At 63.9% G+C, this 17,689-nt stretch carries 20 protein-coding genes, 2 tRNA genes and 1 pseudogene; 12 read left to right on the top strand and 11 right to left on the bottom strand.

The window, feature by feature from the left end:
• Positions 1-9: 9 nt before the first annotated feature.
• Entirely contained in the window at positions 10-885 is an 876-nt protein-coding gene (locus tag FJW10_RS14445; RefSeq protein ID WP_140831425.1) for an ABC transporter permease, read from the top strand.
• On the opposite strand, the gene FJW10_RS14440 is transcribed toward FJW10_RS14445, so the two are convergent.
• Entirely contained in the window at positions 886-2,274 is a 1,389-nt protein-coding gene (locus tag FJW10_RS14440) for a sensor histidine kinase (RefSeq protein ID WP_140900607.1), read from the bottom strand.
• Positions 2,271-2,948, bottom strand: a complete 678-nt coding sequence (locus tag FJW10_RS14435; protein ID WP_140648061.1) for a response regulator — start codon at positions 2,946-2,948, stop codon at positions 2,271-2,273. Before FJW10_RS14435 ends, FJW10_RS14440 begins: the two co-directional genes overlap by 4 nt.
• Before the next feature lie 483 nt (positions 2,949-3,431).
• Between FJW10_RS14435 and FJW10_RS14430 the strand changes: the two genes are divergently transcribed.
• From FJW10_RS14430 to FJW10_RS14415, 4 genes are all read left to right on the top strand, one after another.
• Positions 3,432-3,665, top strand: a complete 234-nt coding sequence (locus FJW10_RS14430; protein ID WP_140648060.1) for a DUF680 domain-containing protein — start codon at positions 3,432-3,434, stop codon at positions 3,663-3,665.
• Positions 3,666-3,730: 65 nt separating this feature from the next.
• On the top strand, positions 3,731-3,937 hold the full coding sequence (locus FJW10_RS14425; protein WP_140900606.1) for a DUF680 domain-containing protein: 207 nt from the start codon (positions 3,731-3,733) through the stop codon (positions 3,935-3,937).
• 321 nt (positions 3,938-4,258) lie between these two features.
• On the top strand, positions 4,259-4,465 hold the full coding sequence (locus tag FJW10_RS14420; RefSeq protein WP_140648058.1) for a DUF680 domain-containing protein: 207 nt from the start codon (positions 4,259-4,261) through the stop codon (positions 4,463-4,465).
• A 279-nt stretch (positions 4,466-4,744) separates the two neighbouring features.
• Positions 4,745-4,987: a DUF680 domain-containing protein gene (locus FJW10_RS14415; protein WP_140831435.1), complete on the top strand. Its 243-nt coding sequence runs from the start codon at positions 4,745-4,747 to the stop codon at positions 4,985-4,987.
• Between the two features lie 102 nt (positions 4,988-5,089).
• Here the strand turns inward: FJW10_RS14415 and FJW10_RS14410 are convergent, their stop codons facing one another.
• The 3 genes from FJW10_RS14410 to purM are packed head-to-tail and all read right to left on the bottom strand — an operon-like array spanning position 5,090 to position 7,397.
• Positions 5,090-5,605 (bottom strand): histidine phosphatase family protein, encoded by a 516-nt coding sequence (locus FJW10_RS14410; protein WP_140831437.1) that lies wholly within the window; start codon positions 5,603-5,605, stop codon positions 5,090-5,092.
• Between the two features lie 8 nt (positions 5,606-5,613).
• Positions 5,614-6,321, bottom strand: a complete 708-nt coding sequence (gene purN, locus FJW10_RS14405) for a phosphoribosylglycinamide formyltransferase (RefSeq protein ID WP_140831439.1) — start codon at positions 6,319-6,321, stop codon at positions 5,614-5,616.
• A complete protein-coding gene (gene purM, locus FJW10_RS14400; protein ID WP_140900769.1) occupies positions 6,318-7,397 on the bottom strand; it encodes a phosphoribosylformylglycinamidine cyclo-ligase in 1,080 nt (359 codons plus the stop codon). Before purM ends, purN begins: the two co-directional genes overlap by 4 nt.
• A 294-nt stretch (positions 7,398-7,691) precedes the next feature.
• Here purM and FJW10_RS14395 point away from each other — a divergent pair.
• The 3 genes and pseudogenes from FJW10_RS14395 to hdaA all read left to right on the top strand — a co-directional run.
• Positions 7,692-8,232: pseudogene (locus tag FJW10_RS14395) on the top strand (CDP-alcohol phosphatidyltransferase family protein); the annotation flags it as partial.
• Positions 8,219-9,466, top strand: coding sequence for an AI-2E family transporter (locus FJW10_RS14390; RefSeq protein WP_246674265.1), 1,248 nt, complete (start codon positions 8,219-8,221; stop codon positions 9,464-9,466). The pseudogene FJW10_RS14395 and the gene FJW10_RS14390, both read left to right, overlap by 14 nt.
• Position 9,467: 1 nt before the next feature.
• Positions 9,468-10,172, top strand: a complete 705-nt coding sequence (gene hdaA / locus FJW10_RS14385) for a DnaA regulatory inactivator HdaA (RefSeq protein ID WP_140831443.1) — start codon at positions 9,468-9,470, stop codon at positions 10,170-10,172.
• 6 nt (positions 10,173-10,178) lie between these two features.
• Here hdaA and FJW10_RS14380 read toward each other — a convergent pair whose 3' ends face one another.
• From FJW10_RS14380 to FJW10_RS30960, 4 genes are all read right to left on the bottom strand, one after another.
• A complete protein-coding gene (locus tag FJW10_RS14380; RefSeq protein WP_140900605.1) occupies positions 10,179-10,442 on the bottom strand; it encodes a hypothetical protein in 264 nt (87 codons plus the stop codon).
• Positions 10,443-10,955: 513 nt separating this feature from the next.
• A tRNA-Pro gene (locus FJW10_RS14375) sits at positions 10,956-11,032 on the bottom strand.
• A gap of 73 nt (positions 11,033-11,105) precedes the next feature.
• Entirely contained in the window at positions 11,106-12,293 is a 1,188-nt protein-coding gene (locus tag FJW10_RS14370; RefSeq protein ID WP_246674264.1) for an NAD(P)/FAD-dependent oxidoreductase, read from the bottom strand.
• A 124-nt stretch (positions 12,294-12,417) separates the two neighbouring features.
• The gene (locus FJW10_RS30960) at positions 12,418-13,386 is read right to left on the bottom strand and encodes an NAD(P)H-dependent oxidoreductase (RefSeq protein WP_140900604.1); all 969 of its coding nucleotides are present in this window, start codon (positions 13,384-13,386) and stop codon (positions 12,418-12,420) included.
• Positions 13,387-13,627: 241 nt separating this feature from the next.
• On the opposite strand from FJW10_RS30960, the gene FJW10_RS14360 reads away from it, so the two are divergent.
• Complete coding sequence (locus FJW10_RS14360) at positions 13,628-13,933, top strand: ETC complex I subunit (RefSeq protein WP_140645008.1); 306 nt, start codon at positions 13,628-13,630, stop codon at positions 13,931-13,933.
• A gap of 52 nt (positions 13,934-13,985) precedes the next feature.
• A tRNA-Arg gene (locus FJW10_RS14355) sits at positions 13,986-14,062 on the top strand.
• Positions 14,063-14,138: 76 nt separating this feature from the next.
• On the opposite strand, the gene FJW10_RS14350 is transcribed toward FJW10_RS14355, so the two are convergent.
• Entirely contained in the window at positions 14,139-15,065 is a 927-nt protein-coding gene (locus FJW10_RS14350) for a hypothetical protein (RefSeq protein WP_140900603.1), read from the bottom strand.
• Between the two features lie 216 nt (positions 15,066-15,281).
• Here FJW10_RS14350 and FJW10_RS30955 point away from each other — a divergent pair, with 216 nt between their 5' ends.
• Entirely contained in the window at positions 15,282-15,953 is a 672-nt protein-coding gene (locus tag FJW10_RS30955; RefSeq protein ID WP_281405125.1) for a CatB-related O-acetyltransferase, read from the top strand.
• Between the two features lie 3 nt (positions 15,954-15,956).
• Entirely contained in the window at positions 15,957-16,931 is a 975-nt protein-coding gene (locus FJW10_RS14340; RefSeq protein ID WP_140900602.1) for a glycosyltransferase, read from the top strand.
• A gap of 199 nt (positions 16,932-17,130) precedes the next feature.
• Here FJW10_RS14340 and FJW10_RS14335 read toward each other — a convergent pair whose 3' ends face one another.
• Positions 17,131-17,373: a DUF982 domain-containing protein gene (locus FJW10_RS14335; protein WP_095816412.1), complete on the bottom strand. Its 243-nt coding sequence runs from the start codon at positions 17,371-17,373 to the stop codon at positions 17,131-17,133.
• Between the last annotated feature and the right edge of the window lie 316 nt (positions 17,374-17,689).

Genomic DNA, 17,689 nt, shown 5'->3' with positions numbered 1-17,689 from the left:
AGACACAGCATGACTGCCATTTCTCCCACCGATCAGGCCGCCACCCGTGCCACTTCGATCGTCGCCGCTGAAGCGCGGGCAAGGGCACGGCTGCGCAAGCGCCATGCCTTGGTCATCGGCCTGCGCCTCGCGATCCTCGTGGTCTTCCTGGGCCTCTGGGAACTCTGCGCCGATTACAACATCATCGATCCGTTCTTCTTCTCCAGCCCCTCGGGCATCTGGGAACAGATCTGGTCCTGGATCACCGAAGGCACCTCGCAGGGGCCGCTCTGGCTGCAGATCTATGTGACGCTGGAAGAGACCTTCCTCGGTTTCGTCATCGGCGCCGTTGGCGGCATCGTGGCGGGCATCATCCTCGGCCGCAACAAGCTGCTGGCCGACGTGTTCTCGATCTACATCAAGATCGCGAACTCCGTGCCGCGTGTGGTGCTGGGCTCGGTGTTCATCATCGCGCTTGGCCTCGGCATGGCGTCCAAGGTGGCGCTGGCTGTCGTCATGGTGTTCTTCGTCGTCTTCGCCAACGCCTTCCAGGGCGTGCGCGAGGCGGACAGGGCGATGATCGCCAACGCCCAGATCCTCGGCGCCTCGCCGATGCAGATCACCCGCTCGGTCATCATCCCTTCGGCGATGAGTTGGATCCTTGCCAGCCTGCATGTCTCCTTCGGCTTCGCGCTGGTCGGTGCTGTGGTCGGGGAGTTCCTCGGCGCCAAGCAGGGCATGGGTCTCTTGATCTCCACCGCGCAGGGCGCCTTCAACGCCAATGGCGTCTTCGCTGCCATGATCATCCTGGCGGTGATGGCGCTGGTGGTGGAATTCATCATCACCCGCTTCGAGAACTATGTGGTGAAGTGGCGGCCGGCACCTTTCAACGAGCAGGGGACTTGATCAGGCAGATCGCTCTGCAGGTGAAGCAAGCGGCAGCCGCACCTCGACCTTGAGCCCACCCGCGGCGGCGTCGCCCAGCGTGACGCTGCCGCCGGCATTCTCGACCACCTCGCGCACGATGGCGAGACCAAGGCCGCTGCCTTCCTCGGCCGAGCCGGCGAGGCGGTAGAAGCGCTCGAAGACATGCTCCCGCTCTTCCGCCGGGATTCCCGGTCCGGCATCGCTCACCGTGAGCGCGGCCTCGCCATCCGCCGTCGCCAGCCTCACCGTGACGCTACCGCCCGGTCTGGAATAGCGCAGCGCGTTGTCGACCAGATTGACGATCATCTCGCGCAGCATCGTGCCGTCGCCGACCACCGTCACCGGTCCGCTTTCCTCGAGGCCGAGATCGATGTCGCGCTTGATCGCCGCCGGCGCTTGCGCTTCCAGCACATGGCGGGCGGCTTCGGTGAGGTCGATGCGGTCGGCGCGCGGCCGTCGGCTGCCGGGTTCCGCCCTCGACAGCGTAAGCAGTTGTTCGGCCAACCGCGCCAATTTGCCCGAGCTCGCCTGCAAGGCGACCAGCGCCTCCTGGCGCCGGTCGGCCGCGGTTTCGCGCAAGGCATAGCTTGCCTGCGTCGACAAGAGCGCCAGCGGCGTGCGCAGTTGGTGCGCGGCATTGGCGATGAAGCGCCGCTGCGCCGCCATCTGCGCCCGCACGCGCTCCATATAGGCGTTGAGCGCCTCGATCAGCGGTCGGATTTCGCTCTGCGCGCCCGGGACCTCGACCGGGTCGAGATCGCTGCGGCTGCGCGAGCGCACCGCATCGCGCAGCCGGATCAGCGGCGCCAGCCCGCGGCGCAGGCCAAGCAGCACGAACACGCCGGCAATAGCCACCAAGGCAAGCTGCTGGGCGAAGGCGCTGAGCCACAGGCGCTTCACCATCGCGTCATGCCCGGCGAGCGTGACGCCGACAGTGACCTTGATCGGCGAATCCGTGCCGGCGCCGATCACGGCATGGCTGAGCGTCGCCAGGCGCAGCGGGTGATCGCGATAGGCAGCCTCTATGCTGCCGTGCTCCGGCGCCACGGGCAGGTCGGGATAGCCGGTCAGCAGCCGCCCGCCGGCGGTCTCGACCCGGTAATAGACGCTGTCCCGGTCGCCGGTGTCGAACATCTCGATCGCCGCCGGCGGCACGATGGCGTCGAGCGCGCCGTCGGCCATTGCCACCTGCTCGGCGATGGCGCGCGCCGAGCCGACCAGCATGCGGTCGGTGACGAGGTCCGCGGTCGCCAGCGCGTTGCGCTGGCTGGTCCACAGATTGATGGCGACGAGCCCGGCAAGCGGCAGCACCACCCAGGCCAGCAATTGCAGGCGAAGGCTGCCGATCCGAAACCTGCCGATCCTCATGGCGCCGGATCGTCGTGGCGCAACAGGTAGCCGAGGCCGCGCAAGGTGGCGATCTGGACGCGCGATCCCTCCAGCTTCTTGCGCAGCCGGTGCACGTAGATCTCGATCGCGCTGGGGTCGGCGTCGGTCTCGAAATCGTAGATCGCGGTCGAGAGCGCCGCCTTGCTCACCGTGCGGCCGGCCTTGACGACGAGCTGTTCCAGCACGGCGTGCTCGCGCGGTGTCAGCGACAGCGTCGCGCCGGCAAGCGAGAACAGGCGTGTGTTGGTGTCGAAGACCAGATCGCCGCAGGCAATGACCGGCGCGGTTCGGTCGTTGGCGCGGCGCAGCTGCACGCGGATGCGCGCTTCCAGCTCCTCGATCTGGAAGGGTTTCGCCAGATAGTCGTCGGCGCCTTCGTTGAGGCCCTTGACCCGGCCGTCGAGGCTGGCATTGGCGGTGAGAACGATCACCGGCACCGGGTTGCCGCGTGCCCGCAATCTTTTCAGCACCTCCATGCCGCCCATGCGGGGCAGGGCAAGGTCGAGGATGATCAAGGCATGGTCGCCGGCGGCCAAAGCATGCTCGACATCCTCGCCGTCATGCACGACGTCGACGACATAGCTCGCCTGGCGCAGCGTCTTGCTCAACCAATCGGCCAGTTCGCGATTGTCCTCGACAAGCAGCAGCCGCATCGTTTGTCGCTGTTTCCTCCCAATGGCGTCGACCGTCGCCAAAGCGCGGCGGGCAGCGTCCAAATTGGTTCCCGAGGCAACCGATAGTATCGATCCACGCGCAAGGCAAACGTGCTTTCCCGGCGGCCGCCATCCCGGTCGTGGCGTCTGCCGAGCCGCTTGTTCGGCCGGGCAAGCAACGAAATCGAACCGTTCGGTTCAATTAATGTTGACGGTTCGTGTAGCCAGGGTGAACACCGGCAGCCCGTATCAGAATCCCGCATCGCGCGGGGTTCTCTATAACCAGTTGATATTAAACGATAAGAATGTGGCCGCTACGTTCTTCGCATAATTTCAAGATCGAACCGAACGGTTCGGTTCACAACTTTTCGTGATTGGAAATGGCAACAGGGCCGACCCATTTCGAGGTGGTCCGAGCGACGCGAATTTCCATTACGGCACGCCACTTGACGGACATGACTTTTGAAATCTGGAGTACCTAAAATGAACAAGATTGCTTTTGCCGCCGCTGCCTTCCTCATTGCCACGGGCAGCGCTTTCGCCGGCAGCGACCATTACAACCCCAACGATGCCAGCCAGTCGGCCGTAACGGCCCCCGCGGGCAACGTCGACCGGACCGTTACCGGCTCGATCAACAAGTTCGAACAGCGCTTCATCAAGAATGCGCCCAGCTCGAACCAGCAGGAATCCGGCCAGGGCCTCTGGGGCAACCACTAAGCTGGTTCCAGTCCTGACCAAAATCTGACCATCAACCCATCAACCTTGAATTTGGAGTAACTCAAATGACCAAGATCGCTCTTACTGCTGCCGCTCTCCTCGTCGCCACTGGCGCCGCTTTCGCTGGGTCCGACCACTACAACCCCAACGAGGCCAACCGGCCGGCCGCGCCGGTCGATACCTCGGTTACCGCTTCGGTCAAGAATTCGGACGCGAACGTCCAGAAGCCGGCGACCCAGGCTCCTGCCCAGGATCTGTTCGGCAACCGCTGAACGCCCTGGTCTTCCAAGACTTCAAAGCGGCGGGCTTGTCCCGCCGCTCTGTTTTTCTAAAGCCGGCTGCTCCCGGGCCGGCTTTTCAGGGTCGATCAAGCATTCATCACGAAGCGGTGATGCCTGTAACGGTGCCACTGGTGCTGTCGAAATGGGAGTAAGGGCCGATAGACGGGGCCGATGCCAAGGAAATTCAAGTGAGTGGAGCGAGCGGGCAGCACCCGGGCGATGTCCGAGGCTACCCTGTGCCGATCCACTTGGTCATCTGATCGTCGATCGCGCCTGATCAAACAGCGCAACCCGAAACCTGGAGTATTTGAAATGACCAAGATCGCTCTTACCGCCGCCGCCCTGCTTGTCGCCACTGGCGCCGCCTTCGCTGGGTCGGACCACTACAACCCCAACGAGGCCAATCGGCCGACTGCTTCGGTCGACAGCTCGTTCACCGCTTCGATCAAGAATTCGGGCGCGAATGTCCAGAAGCCGGCGGCCCAGGCCGCTGATCAGGATCTTTTCGGCAACCGCTGAATGGCCTGGTTCCAAGACCTCGAGCGGCGGGCTTGTCCCGCCGCTCTGTTTTTCTACAGCCGGCTACCGGCATTGTGAAATCACTTCACAAGTATTTGTATCACAAGTATTTGTAATCGTTTGTCTTTTTCTCGGCGAAGTTTGGACCGACGCTGCCGGGGCCGCTAAAGAAAGCGAGCGGGCCGGGAATAAATCCCGGCCGCCGCGGGTCTTGTCGGCAGCGGGGTCATCCTCCCAGGGCCTCCGCCTCTATGAAACCAACGAACAAGGAAAACCGAAATGACCAGGATCGCTCTCACCACTGCCGCAATGCTTCTCGCGATGGGCTCCGCCTTTGCCGGCAGCGATCACTACGACCCCAATGACGCCAACCGGCCGACCGCCGGCGTCGACAGGGCCTATACGGCCTCGATCGGCAAGCGTGAGGTTGCCAAGCAGGCCGATGTCGACACCTCGATGACGACAGGTTCGGCTGGCTCCAAGGCCTGGTCCGACCCGGGCCAGGGCATCTGGGGCAACTGATTCTTGACGCTTTGAACTGTCAAAGGCGGCGGACTTGCTCCGCCGCCTTTTGTTTTACGCGGCGAGCAGCGCCACCCAGTGCGAGGAGATCGGCGGCTCCCTCTAGGCCAAATCCTTCGGCCGAACACAATGCGTCAGGCGCGCGCCGCGAAAGTCGAGGTCCACCCAATCCTCGTCCAGCGTGAACCGCGCGAGCGCCGCCGTCGGGAACTTCGCTTCGATCTTCTTGAACACGCTCTCGTCCGACCCGGCGCCGGCCAGCCGCAACACAAAATGCTGCAGGCCGGGATTGTGGCCGATCACCAACAGGCTCTCCGCCTTGGCCTGCCGCACACGCGCCAGGATGGCTCCCGCCGCCGCCTCGTAGAGTTCCTCGGCAAATTGCACCGGCACATGGTGGGGCAGTTCAGCCGCGACCGTCTGCCAGGTCTCGCGGGTGCGCAACGCCGGCGAGACCAGCGCCAAATCGGGCAGCCAGCCGCGCCGGGCAAGCTCGCGCCCTATCAGTGGCGCCGTCTTCAGCCCGCGCGGCCCGAGCGGCCGGTCGAAATCGGCGAGGGAGGGATCGTCCCAGCTCGACTTGGCATGGCGCAGGATAAGCAGTTGTTTTACGGGCATTGACGCCTCTAAGGCGTGATCCGCGCCAGCTGTTCGAGGTCGGTTTCCTCGCGCAACGGGTCCGGTGCTATCACTACTGAGGTGGCGTTGTCGGCATCGTCGGCGAAATGGGCAAGCACGGTGTGGCCTTTTTCCATGCGCGCCTTGCCTTCGGCGACCAGCCCCAGCGCCAGCGGATAGAGCCGGTGCTCGACCTTCAGCACCCGCGCGGCCAGCGTGTCCTCGTTGTCGCCGACCATGACCGGCACGGCGGCCTGCGCGATGATCGGGCCGTCGTCCATCTCCGGCGTGACGAAATGCACCGAGCAGCCATGGATGCGAACACCCGCGCGCAATGCGCGAGCATGCGTATCCAGCCCCTTGAAGGCCGGCAGCAGGGCAGGGTGGATGTTGACCATGCGCCCCTGCCATTTCTCGACGAGGCCGCGGCCGAGGATCCGCATATAGCCGGCTAGGGCGACGATGTCGGCGCCGAAGCCGGTGAGCGCGGCATCGATCGCTGCGTCATAGGCATCCTTGCTCGGATGGTCGGCGCGCTGGATGACCTTGGTGGCGATGCCGCGCGACTGGGCGATGCCGAGGCCGGCCGCGTTGGCGCGGTCGGAGATGACGCCGACGATTTCCGCCGGATAGCTTGGATCGGCGGCCGCGGCGATCAGCGCCGTCATGTTGGAGCCGCGTCCCGAGATCAGGACGACCGTGCGTTTCCTGCTCATAGGCCGATCGAGCCCCGATAGATGACGCCGGCGTCTCGGCGCGGCACGATGCGGCCGATCGGCGTCACCGTTTCGCCGGCTTCCTGCAGCACTGCCGCCACTTGCGCTGCCTGGCCGGAAGCGACGGCGAGGACCATGCCGATGCCGCAGTTGAAGGTGCGCATCATTTCTTCCGGCGCCACGCCGCCGGTCTTGGCCAGCCACGAGAACACCGCCGGCACGTCGATCGCCTCGAGATCGAGCTCGGCGGAGAAATCCTTGGGCAGCACGCGCGGAATGTTTTCCGGGAAACCGCCGCCGGTGATGTGGGCCAGCGCCTTGATGCCATGCGTGTTGCGGATCGCCTTCAGGATCGACTTCACATAGATGCGCGTCGGCTCGAGCAGCGCCTCCGCGAGGCTCAGTTCCTCGTTGAACGGCGCCGGATCGCTCCAGCCAAGGCCGCTCGTGGCAACGATCCGGCGCACCAGCGAAAAGCCGTTGGAGTGCAGGCCGGACGAGGCAAGGCCGAGCAGCATGTCGCCCTCGACGATGTCGTCGGTCGGCAGCAACTGGCCGCGTTCGGCAGCGCCCACGGCGAAGCCGGCGAGGTCATAGTCCTTGTCGTGATACATGCCCGGCATTTCCGCCGTCTCGCCGCCGATCAGCGCGCAGCCGGCCTGCCGGCAGCCTTGCGCGATGCCGCCGACGATCGAAGCGCCCTGGTCCGGGTCGAGCTTGCCGGTGGCGAAATAGTCCAGGAAGAACAGCGGCTCGGCGCCCTGGACGACGATGTCGTTGACGCACATGGCGACGAGGTCGATGCCGATCGTATCGTGCTTGCCGGCGTCGATGGCGATCTTGAGCTTGGTGCCGACGCCGTCATTGGCCGCGACCAGCACCGGGTCGGTGAAGCCGGCGGCCTTCAGGTCGAACAGCCCGCCGAAGCCGCCGATCTCACCGTCGGCGCCCGGCCGGCGCGTCGTGCGCACCAGCGGCTTGATCTTCTCGACCATCAGGTTCCCGGCATCGATATCGACGCCAGCCTCGGCATAGGTGAGCCCGTTCTTGCGCTTGGCTTGGTCGCCCTTGCTCATGGTCGGCTCGTCCCTGTTTGTCATTGCGGGCTCTTCGCATGAATGGTTTCGGGGAGCAAGGATGACGGTCGTCGAGGCGGACAAAACCGTGGAAAGTGGGCGAGGCGATCGAGCGATCAGCTTTTCGATATCCAATGAGCAACGGTCGATAAGCTGGCGGGACAGCACTCCTCTCTGCCTTGCCAGACATCCCCCGCGAGGGAAGAGATTGGCAGCTTCCGCGCCGCTTCCACTTGCCCAATTTGCCCATCTCCCTCATCTATTCCCCAACAAAGGACCACGACGGGACATCACGTGACCTTTCCCAACATGATCACGATCATGCGGCTGCTGCTCGTGCCTGCCGTGGTGCTGGCCATGCTGCAGGCGCTTTGGGGTTGGGCCTTCGCCGGGTTCCTCGTCGCCGGCGTCTCCGACGGCGTTGACGGCTTCATCGCGCCGCTGGAACCAGTCGTCCAGCCTCGGCGCCTATCTCGATCCTATCGCCGACAAGCTTCTGCTGGTCTCGGTCTTCGTCGTCATGGGTTTTGCCGGCGAACTGCCGCTCTGGCTGGTGGTGACCATGGTCTCGCGTGACGGGTTGATCGTCTGCGCCGTGCTCTTGTCCAGTGTCATGAGCCATCCGGTCGAGATGAAGCCGCTCTTCGTATCGAAGGCCAACACCGCGGCGCAGATCGTGCTGGCGGCGCTTGTGCTGGGCGAGTTGGCCTTCTCGGTGCGTCTCGGCCCGCTGCGGACCGCGCTCATATTGCTGACCGGGGTCTTGACCGTGGCTTCGGCCGCGGCCTATCTCGTGGCTTGGCTAAGGCATATGAGCGGCTATGGCGAAGGCTCCCGGACGAGCAACTCCCAGACCGGCGACATCAAGTCGGGCATCGGCAAGTCGGGCGGTTCCAACACGGGCGCTTGACAATGACGCCGCAGCGATCGCGGCCGACGACAACTCGGGCGGGCTTCGCCGCCAGGCCTTCTTCTGGCTGGCCACGGCGATCCTGCTGGCGCTGTTCCTCTATGTCTTCTCAGGCATCCTCCTGCCTTTCGTCGCCGGCATGGTGCTCGCCTATTTCCTCGACCCGGTCGCGGACTGGCTGCAGCGTCTCGGCCTCTCGCGCCTGATGGCGACGGTGGTGATCCTGATTGCCTTCATCGTCGTCGTGGTGCTGGCCTTCGTTATCCTGGTGCCGGTGCTGGCCACCCAGATGGCCGATTTCGCCCGCAAGCTGCCGGAATATCTCACCCGCCTGCAGTCGCTGATCACCAGCTTCGACCCGAAATGGCTGGAGCAGCGCTTTGGCGTCAACGCCGCCGGCCTGCGCGACGGGCTGAACTCGCTGCTGACCACCGGCTTCGGGCTGCTCACCACCGTCTTCACCTCGATCTGGAGCTCGGGCGTGGCGCTGGTATCCGTCGTCAGCCTGTTCGTCGTCACTCCGGTCGTCGCCTTCTACATGCTGCTCGACTGGGACCGCATGGTGGCGGTGGTCGACAGCTGGGTGCCGCGCGACTATGTCGAGACGGTGCGCGCGCTCGCCCGCGACATCAACACCGCCACCGCCGGCTTCGTGCGCGGTCAAGGCACGCTCTGCCTGGTGCTCGGCGCGATGTATGCCACGGGCCTGACGCTGACCGGGCTGAACTTCGCCATCCTCATCGGCTTCTTCGCCGGGCTGATCTCCTTCATCCCCTATGTCGGCTCCTTGACCGGGCTGGTGCTCGCCGTCGGCGTCGCCTTCGTCCAGTTCTGGCCGGACTGGACAATGATCGTGGCGGTGGCCTGCGTGTTCTTCGTCGGCCAGTTCATCGAGGGCAACATCCTACAGCCGAGGCTGGTCGGCAAAAGCGTCGGTCTGCATCCGGTCTGGCTGATGTTCGCGCTGTTTGCCTTCGGCGCGCTGTTCGGCTTCGTCGGCCTTTTGATCGCCGTCCCGGCCTCGGCTGCGATCGCCGTACTGGTGCGCTTCGCCATCGGCCGCTATCTCGAATCGCCGCTTTACAAGGGTCACGCCGCCCGGCCCGTGCCGCCATTGCCAGCCGATCGCGGCGGCGGCCATCGCTCGAAGCGGGGCTGAAATGGCTGCCCAGCCAGCCGATACGCCGCGCCAGCTGCCGCTCGATCTCGGCCACGGCACCGGCTATTCGCGCGACGAACTCGTCGTCTCGGGCACCAATGCGCAGGCGGCATCGCTGATCGACCGCTGGCCGGACTGGCCGTCGCCGGTGGTCGTGCTGGCAGGGCCGCCCGGTTCCGGCAAGACGCATCTCGCCCGGATCTGGCAGGATCGGACGCATGCCGTCGCCATCGATCCCGGCCGGATCGACGAGCACATTGCCGGTCTCGGCACCAGGCCGGCGCTCATCGACGATATCGACAAGGGGCCGATCGACGAGCAGGGCCTGTTCCACCTGATCAACGCCGTGCGCGGCGCGGGTTCGACGCTGCTTTTGACGGCGCGGCGGTTCCCCTCGGCCTGGCGCGTCGCGCTGCCCGATCTCATCTCGCGGCTGAAGGCGGCGGCCACGGTCGAGATCCACGAGCCCGACGACCTTTTGCTTGCCGGCGTCATCACAAAGCTGTTCGCCGACCGCCAGGTCGAAGTCGAGCCGCATGTGGTGCAATACCTCGTGCGCCGCATCGAGCGTTCGCTCGGCACCGCGATGCGCGTCGTCGAGCGCCTCGATCGCGCCGCCCTCGAGCGCAAGACGCCGATCACCCGCGTCTTGGCGGCCGAGACCGTCAGCGCCATGGACGAGGGGCAGGGCGAGTTCGATATCTGAGGCCTGTCACGCCCATAGTCCGGCCAGATGCCGGGCCAAAAGATAGACTCCCGTGTGCGCCGCCACATAACAGGCGGCGACTAGGATGAAGAACATCAGGCCGGCGGACCGCGACCGGGCTACGCCGCCATTCCTCTTGCTGGGCCGGTTGTTCCAAACCCACAGGGCAGCGCACAGAATTGCCCAGACCACCGTCACCGCAACCGTAAAGCCGTAATAGGCCAGATAGGCCGGGCCGATCAGCGACAGCAGGGCCTCGAGAACGGGCATCGAAAATCCCCCTGGTTCGAAGTCTAGACCGGCGACAAAGTTGGAGGCGAGGGATTATTCGAGCCACGGCAGGCGTTTCCGTGATCTACCCGTGGGAGCACGCGGCGTAGCCGTCCCATTCCGGAACAGTCTTCCGGCATCACTCTTGCAACGCGGACAGTGCCGGCTGATCCCGGTCCCGGTCGCGTTCCAGATCGGGTTGTAGGCTCGCCGGGCTCGAGGTGTTGGGGTTCTCGCCCGGCGGGTTTACCGTGACTTCGGCCGCGCCGTTGAATGGCTGGTTCCGCTTGCCCGTGAGCCTGTCCCGCCGAGCAGCAAGCTGCCGCCACCATGGCGAGGCCGCATCGACGCGCGTCGTTGAAGAGGGGGGACCATAGGTCGCGGAGTACCCATGTCAGCTGCCCTGGAAACATCCGCAACGACGATGATGTCGGTGTTGGCGTCCCAATTGTCCCTGTCCTTCCGGTTGTAATGCAGGGACGGCGAGACCGATTTGGTCTGGGAAAGAAGCAATGGTCGGAGTGGCAGGATTCGAACCTGCGACCCCCTGATCCCAAATCAGGTGCGCTACCAGGCTGCGCTACACTCCGACGTCCCGCGGCGTATAGGGGGCGCACGCCCGGAAGGCAACACAAAAACCGAGGTCGGAACTGACGATGCCGCTCAGCGCTTCTGGCCGACGATCTTCCTGGCGATCGCTGTGCCCTGAATCCTTGCATTGGAAAAACAGCCGCGAATGCTCGGCCGCATGCCGGTGAACCAGAGCCCGGGCAGCTTCGGGTCGTTGGCGGCGCCGTTGAACAGCGGCACGCCTTTGGCGTCGAGCACGCCGAGCCGGCCCAGCATCGTCTCCAGCCCCGTGCGGTAGCCGGTGGCGGCAATGACGATGTCGGGCGCGATCATCTGTCCATTGTCCAGCACCACGCCGTCGCGACTGAATTCGCGCGGTTGCGGCACCACGATGATGCGTCCGGCCTTGATGGCATCGACCGCGCCGTCGTCGGCGGCGATCGCCGTATAGTCGGAGCCGAGCCGGCTGGCGCCGCCCGACGGGGCAGGAGGCAGGCCGTATTTCGTCAGATCCCCGAACACCAGGCGCTGCGTTGCAGCCATGGCCGCGTCCGCGAGCCATGTCGGCAGGCTTGCCATCACCGGCGAGATGCGATGCACCGCGATCTTGCCGATGCGCCTGGGCAGCAGCGAAGGTCCATTGCGCGCCGAAAGCCACATCTGGCCCGTCTCGACGCGGGAAAGATGGTTGAGCGCGTCGAAGCCGGAATTGCCGGCGCCGACCACCAGCACCTTCTTGCCGGCATAGTCGCTCGCCTTGCCGAAATCGGCCGAGTGGATGATCGATCCTGAAAAATCCGCAATGCCCTTCCAGGCCGGGATGAAGGGTTGCCGGTCGCGCCCGGTGGCAACCACCACATATCGCGCCGCCTTCAAGCCCGCGCTTGTCCGCAGCAGCCAGTGGTCCTCGCGAAATTCGATCTCGTCGACCTTGACGCCGAAGGCGATCGGCAGCCTGTGCGTCTCGGCGAAATCGTTGAGATGGCGGATGACGGCGCTGCGGTGCGGGAAGGCCGGCGTTCCTGCCGGAAAGGATACGCCCGGCAGCGAGGAGAGGTCGCGATGCGTGTTGAGGTGCAGGTTGTCGTGGCGGCGATGCCAGGGCTCGGCCAGCCGTTCCTCGCGTTCCAGGAGCTGCGTCGTCACGCCGGCCTTGGCCAGCGCATGCGCGGCGGCAAGCCCCGCGGCGCCCGCGCCGATGACAATCGCGCCTTCCAATATCGCTGGCTCGCCGACCCCCGACGGCAAGACTTTCGCTTCCGCGCCCATACGTGTCTTCATCGCCGTCATCATGCCTTCAACTGGCACGACCATGTATCTGACATATGCCGCCCACGGGCCAAAAGGAATAGGCCTATGTTGCAAAGGCCACCGGCATTGTGTCGCGGATTTTTGCAAGCGCCGGCTAATGAACCGGGTCGGCGTGGCGATGCACCAGCTTGAACGCGCCGTCCTCCAGCCGGAACACCTCGGTGACTCGCAAGGTCATCTCGGTTGCCTCGCCGTTTTTGCCCATGCGCGCCTTGGCATGCTGCAAGCCGCTCCAGAAGGCCAGATCGCCGCTTGCCGACGCCTGCAGCACCTCGAGGTCGGTGTTGCCGCCTTTGTGGAAGCTCGCGGCATCGCGCTCGTAACGGCCGGCAATCGCTTCGGCCCCTTCGAGATGGTCGCCGCGCGGCGAGAAGAACGTCGCCGGCCCGGCACGGGTGACGATCGCTTTCAGCGAGGAGGCGTCGCCATTGACATAGTCCTCGGCAATCTTCTCGCGCTGCTTCATGAAGGCATCGAAGGACGAGCCGCCAGGATGCACCGTCCTGATCCAGCTCTCCAGGCTGGCCACGAAATTCTCGAGGAAGGTGGCGGTGTCGGCGTTGGTCACCGCGCCTTTGTCGTCCAACAGCTCCGAGACATTGCCTATATAAGCCTCCGGCTGCTGCATCACCGGCATGTCGAGGAAGACGAAAGTTTGTCTCAGCGCCTGGTTGGCGCCGAATGCGCCGAGCTTGTTCGGCGTGACGCTGACCACACCGGCGGGCATGCCCTTGAACACGTTGTTGCCCGATGGGCGCGAGCCGACATCGAGCGCGTTTTTCAGGCAGCCCGGGATCGAGCGGTTGTATTCCGGCGTGACGAACAGCACCGCGTCGCATTCCCGCATCGCCGCACGGAAGGCCGACCACGCCGCCGGCGGGCCGTTGCCGTCCAGATCCTCGTTGTAAAGCGGCAGGTCGCCGATCTCGATGAAGCGGCAGCGCACCGAATCCGGCGCGCGGGCGGCGAGCGCCTTGGCGATCTTGCGGCTGAAGGATTGGGCGCGCAGGCTGCCGACAAGCACGGCGAGCTGCACGACGGGGTGTTCGGTTGCATTGGTCATGACGAACGTCCGCTTTTGATGGATGGTTCACGGGAAGGCTGGCTCCGGCCCGCCGCCCGACCTTTCGATAATGTCGCCGGCACGGCGAAGTTCCCCGCGCCGTGGGAACGCAGGGGCGCTTGCGGCCTTGCCGCCGCGCCCATTGCACAGTAATGACGGATTGGCGTGAAATCGGGGCTTCCGTAGGATCCCCGGAGGCGCTGAACGAGGTGCCCGGTCTTCGGGCGGCAAAGAGGTGGTCATGTCCGCGCGCATTTTCAGTCCAGCCAAAACCGCGATGCAGTCCGGCAAGGCCAAGACCGGACATTGGGTGCTGGAATTCGATCCCGCCCAGCGCAAGAAGATCGACCCGCTGATGGGCTACACCACCTCGGGTGACATGCTGAGCCAGGTGAAGCTCACCTTCGACACGAAGGAAGAGGCCATGGCTTATGCCGAGAAGGAAAAGATCGCCTATCGCGTTGAAGAGCCGAAGGAAGCAAAGCGCCGGCAGATTTCCTATTCGGACAATTTCCGCTATGACCGCAGGACGCCCTGGACGCACTGACTCTGGTCTTGCGTCGCTCGGCATGACAGACCAGCCGGCCCGGCCGGCCGACGGTCCCGTAGCTCAGCTGGATAGAGCACCGGCCTTCTAAGCCGATGGTCGCAGGTTCGAATCCTGCCGGGATCGCCAGTCTATTCAACGACTTACGGGACTTGGCTGACTCCGGATCCAACCTTCGCCAACGGCTTGGTCGCGAAAAGCCTCGTCAGAAATCGTTCACCGTCTGCCCGGCGGAGCCGCCCAGATACGTGTTCCACACATAATCTCGAAGCATTTCCCGATGCTCCACCGTCCGTTGGTGATAGCCAGGCCTTTCCGGATATGACACGCCGGCGAGATGGAAGAAGGCACCGTCGATGAATTCGTGATGCCCGACCGCGCCCGCCATCGTCATCGGGCTTTGCTCCAGCGTAGCCTCGGCGACATCTGCTTCGTCGAGCTTCGAATAGAGGATCGCCCAGTTTGCGCCGCCAGTGTCGAGGCCGAGACTCAAGCGGGGGTCGAAGTTCAGTTTGCGGCCGGCCACCGCCGGGAAACGGTAGAAGCAGTAGCCGGCCCACAGGTTCCAGTGCCGATCGCCCGGCTTGGCCTTGTAGACATGGTTTTCGTTGCCGTATGCCCTGCGGCCATACACCGTTTTACCAGCCAGCTTGGACGGAATGTCAAATGGCGCGACCGGGAAGCAGTCGTGATCGATGAAGCCGAAAAGCTCCGGCTTCAGATGGCGCACGATGTTGTGGAAGGCCCATGTGATGGCGGTTCCGTGCGATCGCGACAGGTGCTTTTCGACCCGCATAGGCAAGGCAAGGTAAGGCACGCCGCGCATTTTGCAGATGCGCGCGATCGCTTCTCTCGCCGCGATCTTGGTCGAGTTGTCGACGACGACCAGTGTCATCCCAGGCGAGTGCATCTCCCACGCTTTGGTCAAAGCGTCGATCACCCAGGGCGTGTTGAATGCGATCGTGATGCAGACGCGCGACACTCCGGCGTCCTGCAATTCTTCCGCCATACGGCGCCCGGACGCACGCCCCCGATATTCGAAGGCCTTATAGACAAACTGGTTTCTGAGTAATTTTATCCGGATGACCGTCCGGTTTCGGCTCAGTCCGTCAACTATCGGTTTGAATGCCAAGGCTCCCTCGCAATAGCCGCAGCCCCCCGATGTTCTCTTTGCCTGAGGCCGCTGGAAAATCAAGCGGCTGGAATTTCTCTGGTCTATCCCAAAGAGTGGGAGATGGTTCAGCGGCTTCGCTTCAGTCCCAATACAGATCGATGTTCGTGATATCTTCGCGGGAAATACGGTTGCGAAGCGCTCAAATCCTGCGGCAAGGCCGGAGGATCCCGTCGTTTGGCAACAGAACTGCGGTTTCCAAGAGCTTTGAGTTGTTGGTTCGGCCGATCAGCGGCTATGTCGGCGGAGAATGAGGATGAGCTTCTGATGTCGTCGATTTCCAGATGGTTCAAGGACGCGCGCTCCAAATTGCCAGACCACGTAAAGGTCGGCCGCCACACTTACGGCGTGACATGGCGAAAGGTGTTGTTTCCCACAAGGGACGCTCCGCTGGAGATCGGCGCCTTCTGCTCGGTTGCCGGTCAAGTGCTTTTCATTTGCTCTGGCCAGCATCCGACCGACAGCGCAACGTCATTCCCGATCTACAGCCGATTGCTGAAGCAGCCCGAGCCGATCGCGAATGGCGGCAAGCCGGCCGGCATTACCGTCGGCAATGATGTCTGGATCGGCAACGGTGCGATGATACTGCCGGGGGTGGAGATCGGTGATGGCGCGATTGTCGGCGCCGGAGCCGTCATCACCAAAAAAGTGCCGCCCTACGCGATCGTCGGCGGGTCTCCGGCCACCCTGATCAGGTATCGATTCCCGGAGAAGACCATATCGAAGCTTCTGGCGATCCAATGGTGGCGCTGGGACGATGACAAGATCAAGAGCGAGGCGGCCTCGCTCACCGGCCCGATCGAGGCTTTCGTCGAGAAGCATTTTGTGGCAGGCACCGCGGCGAGATAAGGGTTGCGGTGGCGAATGACCAAATCGTGTTTCTTCCTGGCCGCGGACGCCAAATACTTTCCATATGCCTGCCTGGCAGCGCGTCGGATAATCGATGTCTCGACTCCGGTCGACGGCTTTCTGCTCTACACCGGTGCGGGCGAACCGGACCTAGAAGTTGCCCGCCATCTGCTGAGAGGCAAGGTCGAACTGGTCGATGTCACGGACTTCATGACGAATTTCGGCTTTCGCTTCGGAACATACAGCATCGCCGCTTACGTTCGGCTTTTCGCCGATCGGTTTCCGGTTTTCGAGCTGTACGATCGCATCGCTTACACAGATTGCGATGTTCTCTTCAACAGGGACATCAGTGACTTGGCCGGACAACCGCTGCGCGCCCCGCTGCTCGCCGCGCATGACGACTACATGTATTTCAGGCCTTCATACCGGCAAAAGCTCAAACTGGCGCCCGGCGCGCCTTATTTCAATTCCGGTGTGGTCGTCTTCGATATGAACGCTGTCCGGGAAAAGGCCCTGCTGGAGCGGACGCGAAAGACCGCCATCGATGGCAAGATGAATGACCAAAATGCTCTGAACGTCGCCTTCGAGGGCAACTGGCAGACGATGCATCCAAACTGGAATCTGCAATCGCTCGGAACGAGAGAATTTCGCTTCTCGCAGGCCTGGGCCAGGCATTTCGCGGGCGGCAAGCCGTGGGGCAATCAGGTCGGGGTCGAACTCGAAGCGCTGGGCATCTGGCGCGACCTGGCGAAGGACACGCCCTGGCAAAAGCCGTTCGGGCAGCGCATACCATTCGAGCGCGGCGTGATGAAGCGCTTCTTCCGGCGCTTCGATGCTGTTGCCGGCCTTTTCGGCAAGGACGTGCAACGCCGCCGGGCCAAGTATGACGGCACGAAGATGCATCGGATCTACGCCCGGCAGGCGGATGAAGGAGAGATGGCGGTCCAGTTTCCGGAAGTGCTTGGCGGATTCGCCTGAGGAAGGGCCTGAACCCGTCAGGCGACCCCGAAGCCCAGCGGCCGGCGTTTCATGTGCCCAACGGGATGCGTGCTTGAACGTGTTCCGGAGTATGCGTTGGCCGTCGCCTCGCCCTCATGGAAACAAAAGCCCGCCGCGGCAATGGGAAACCGCGACGGGCTTGGCGGCGTCCCCGGTGGGACGCCATGGGAAATCGAGGCTAAGCCAGCAGGCCGGCGACCTTGGCCGCCTTGCGCAGTGTCTTGCGGGCCTCCACCGGGCTGCGCAGACCGTCAAGCGCATCGCGGCAGACACGGCTTGCCGAGCGCCAGGCGCCGTCGCGCGCCTGTCCCGGCCAGCGTTGGTCGAGGCATTCCATCGCTTCGAAACAGCTTGATACCTTGCGCTGGCCGTTTGGCTGGAAATCGATCACGACTGGTTCGGAAAACCAGACATCGTTCATCACTTCCTCCGTTCTTATGATCGTCTTAGAGCAAGCAATCGGTGCCGGATGGGCACCCGATGCGGGTCCGCGCGGGGGCGGTGCGGACCCTCGCATTAACCAACTATCGCGCGTTAGGTTCCGAAGAATTTCAAGGCCGGGACGACCGCGCCCGGACGGGCTCATGGGTCTCCGGATCCATGTCTGGATGGCTGAAAAATCGCGTGACCAAAGTCACTGCCGCGCCCTCGCGGACGGCGCTAGAGCGGTTCCTGCTTTGACGGAATCGAGGGGGATTCCGTATCCACGGTTTTTGTGATTCAAAATGCTGGCTGGA

This window comes from Mesorhizobium sp. B4-1-1 (assembly GCF_006439375.1).
Lineage (GTDB): Bacteria > Pseudomonadota > Alphaproteobacteria > Rhizobiales > Rhizobiaceae > Mesorhizobium.
Note: the sequence above shows the minus strand (reverse complement) of the source record. Positions and strands in the feature narration are given on the sequence as shown.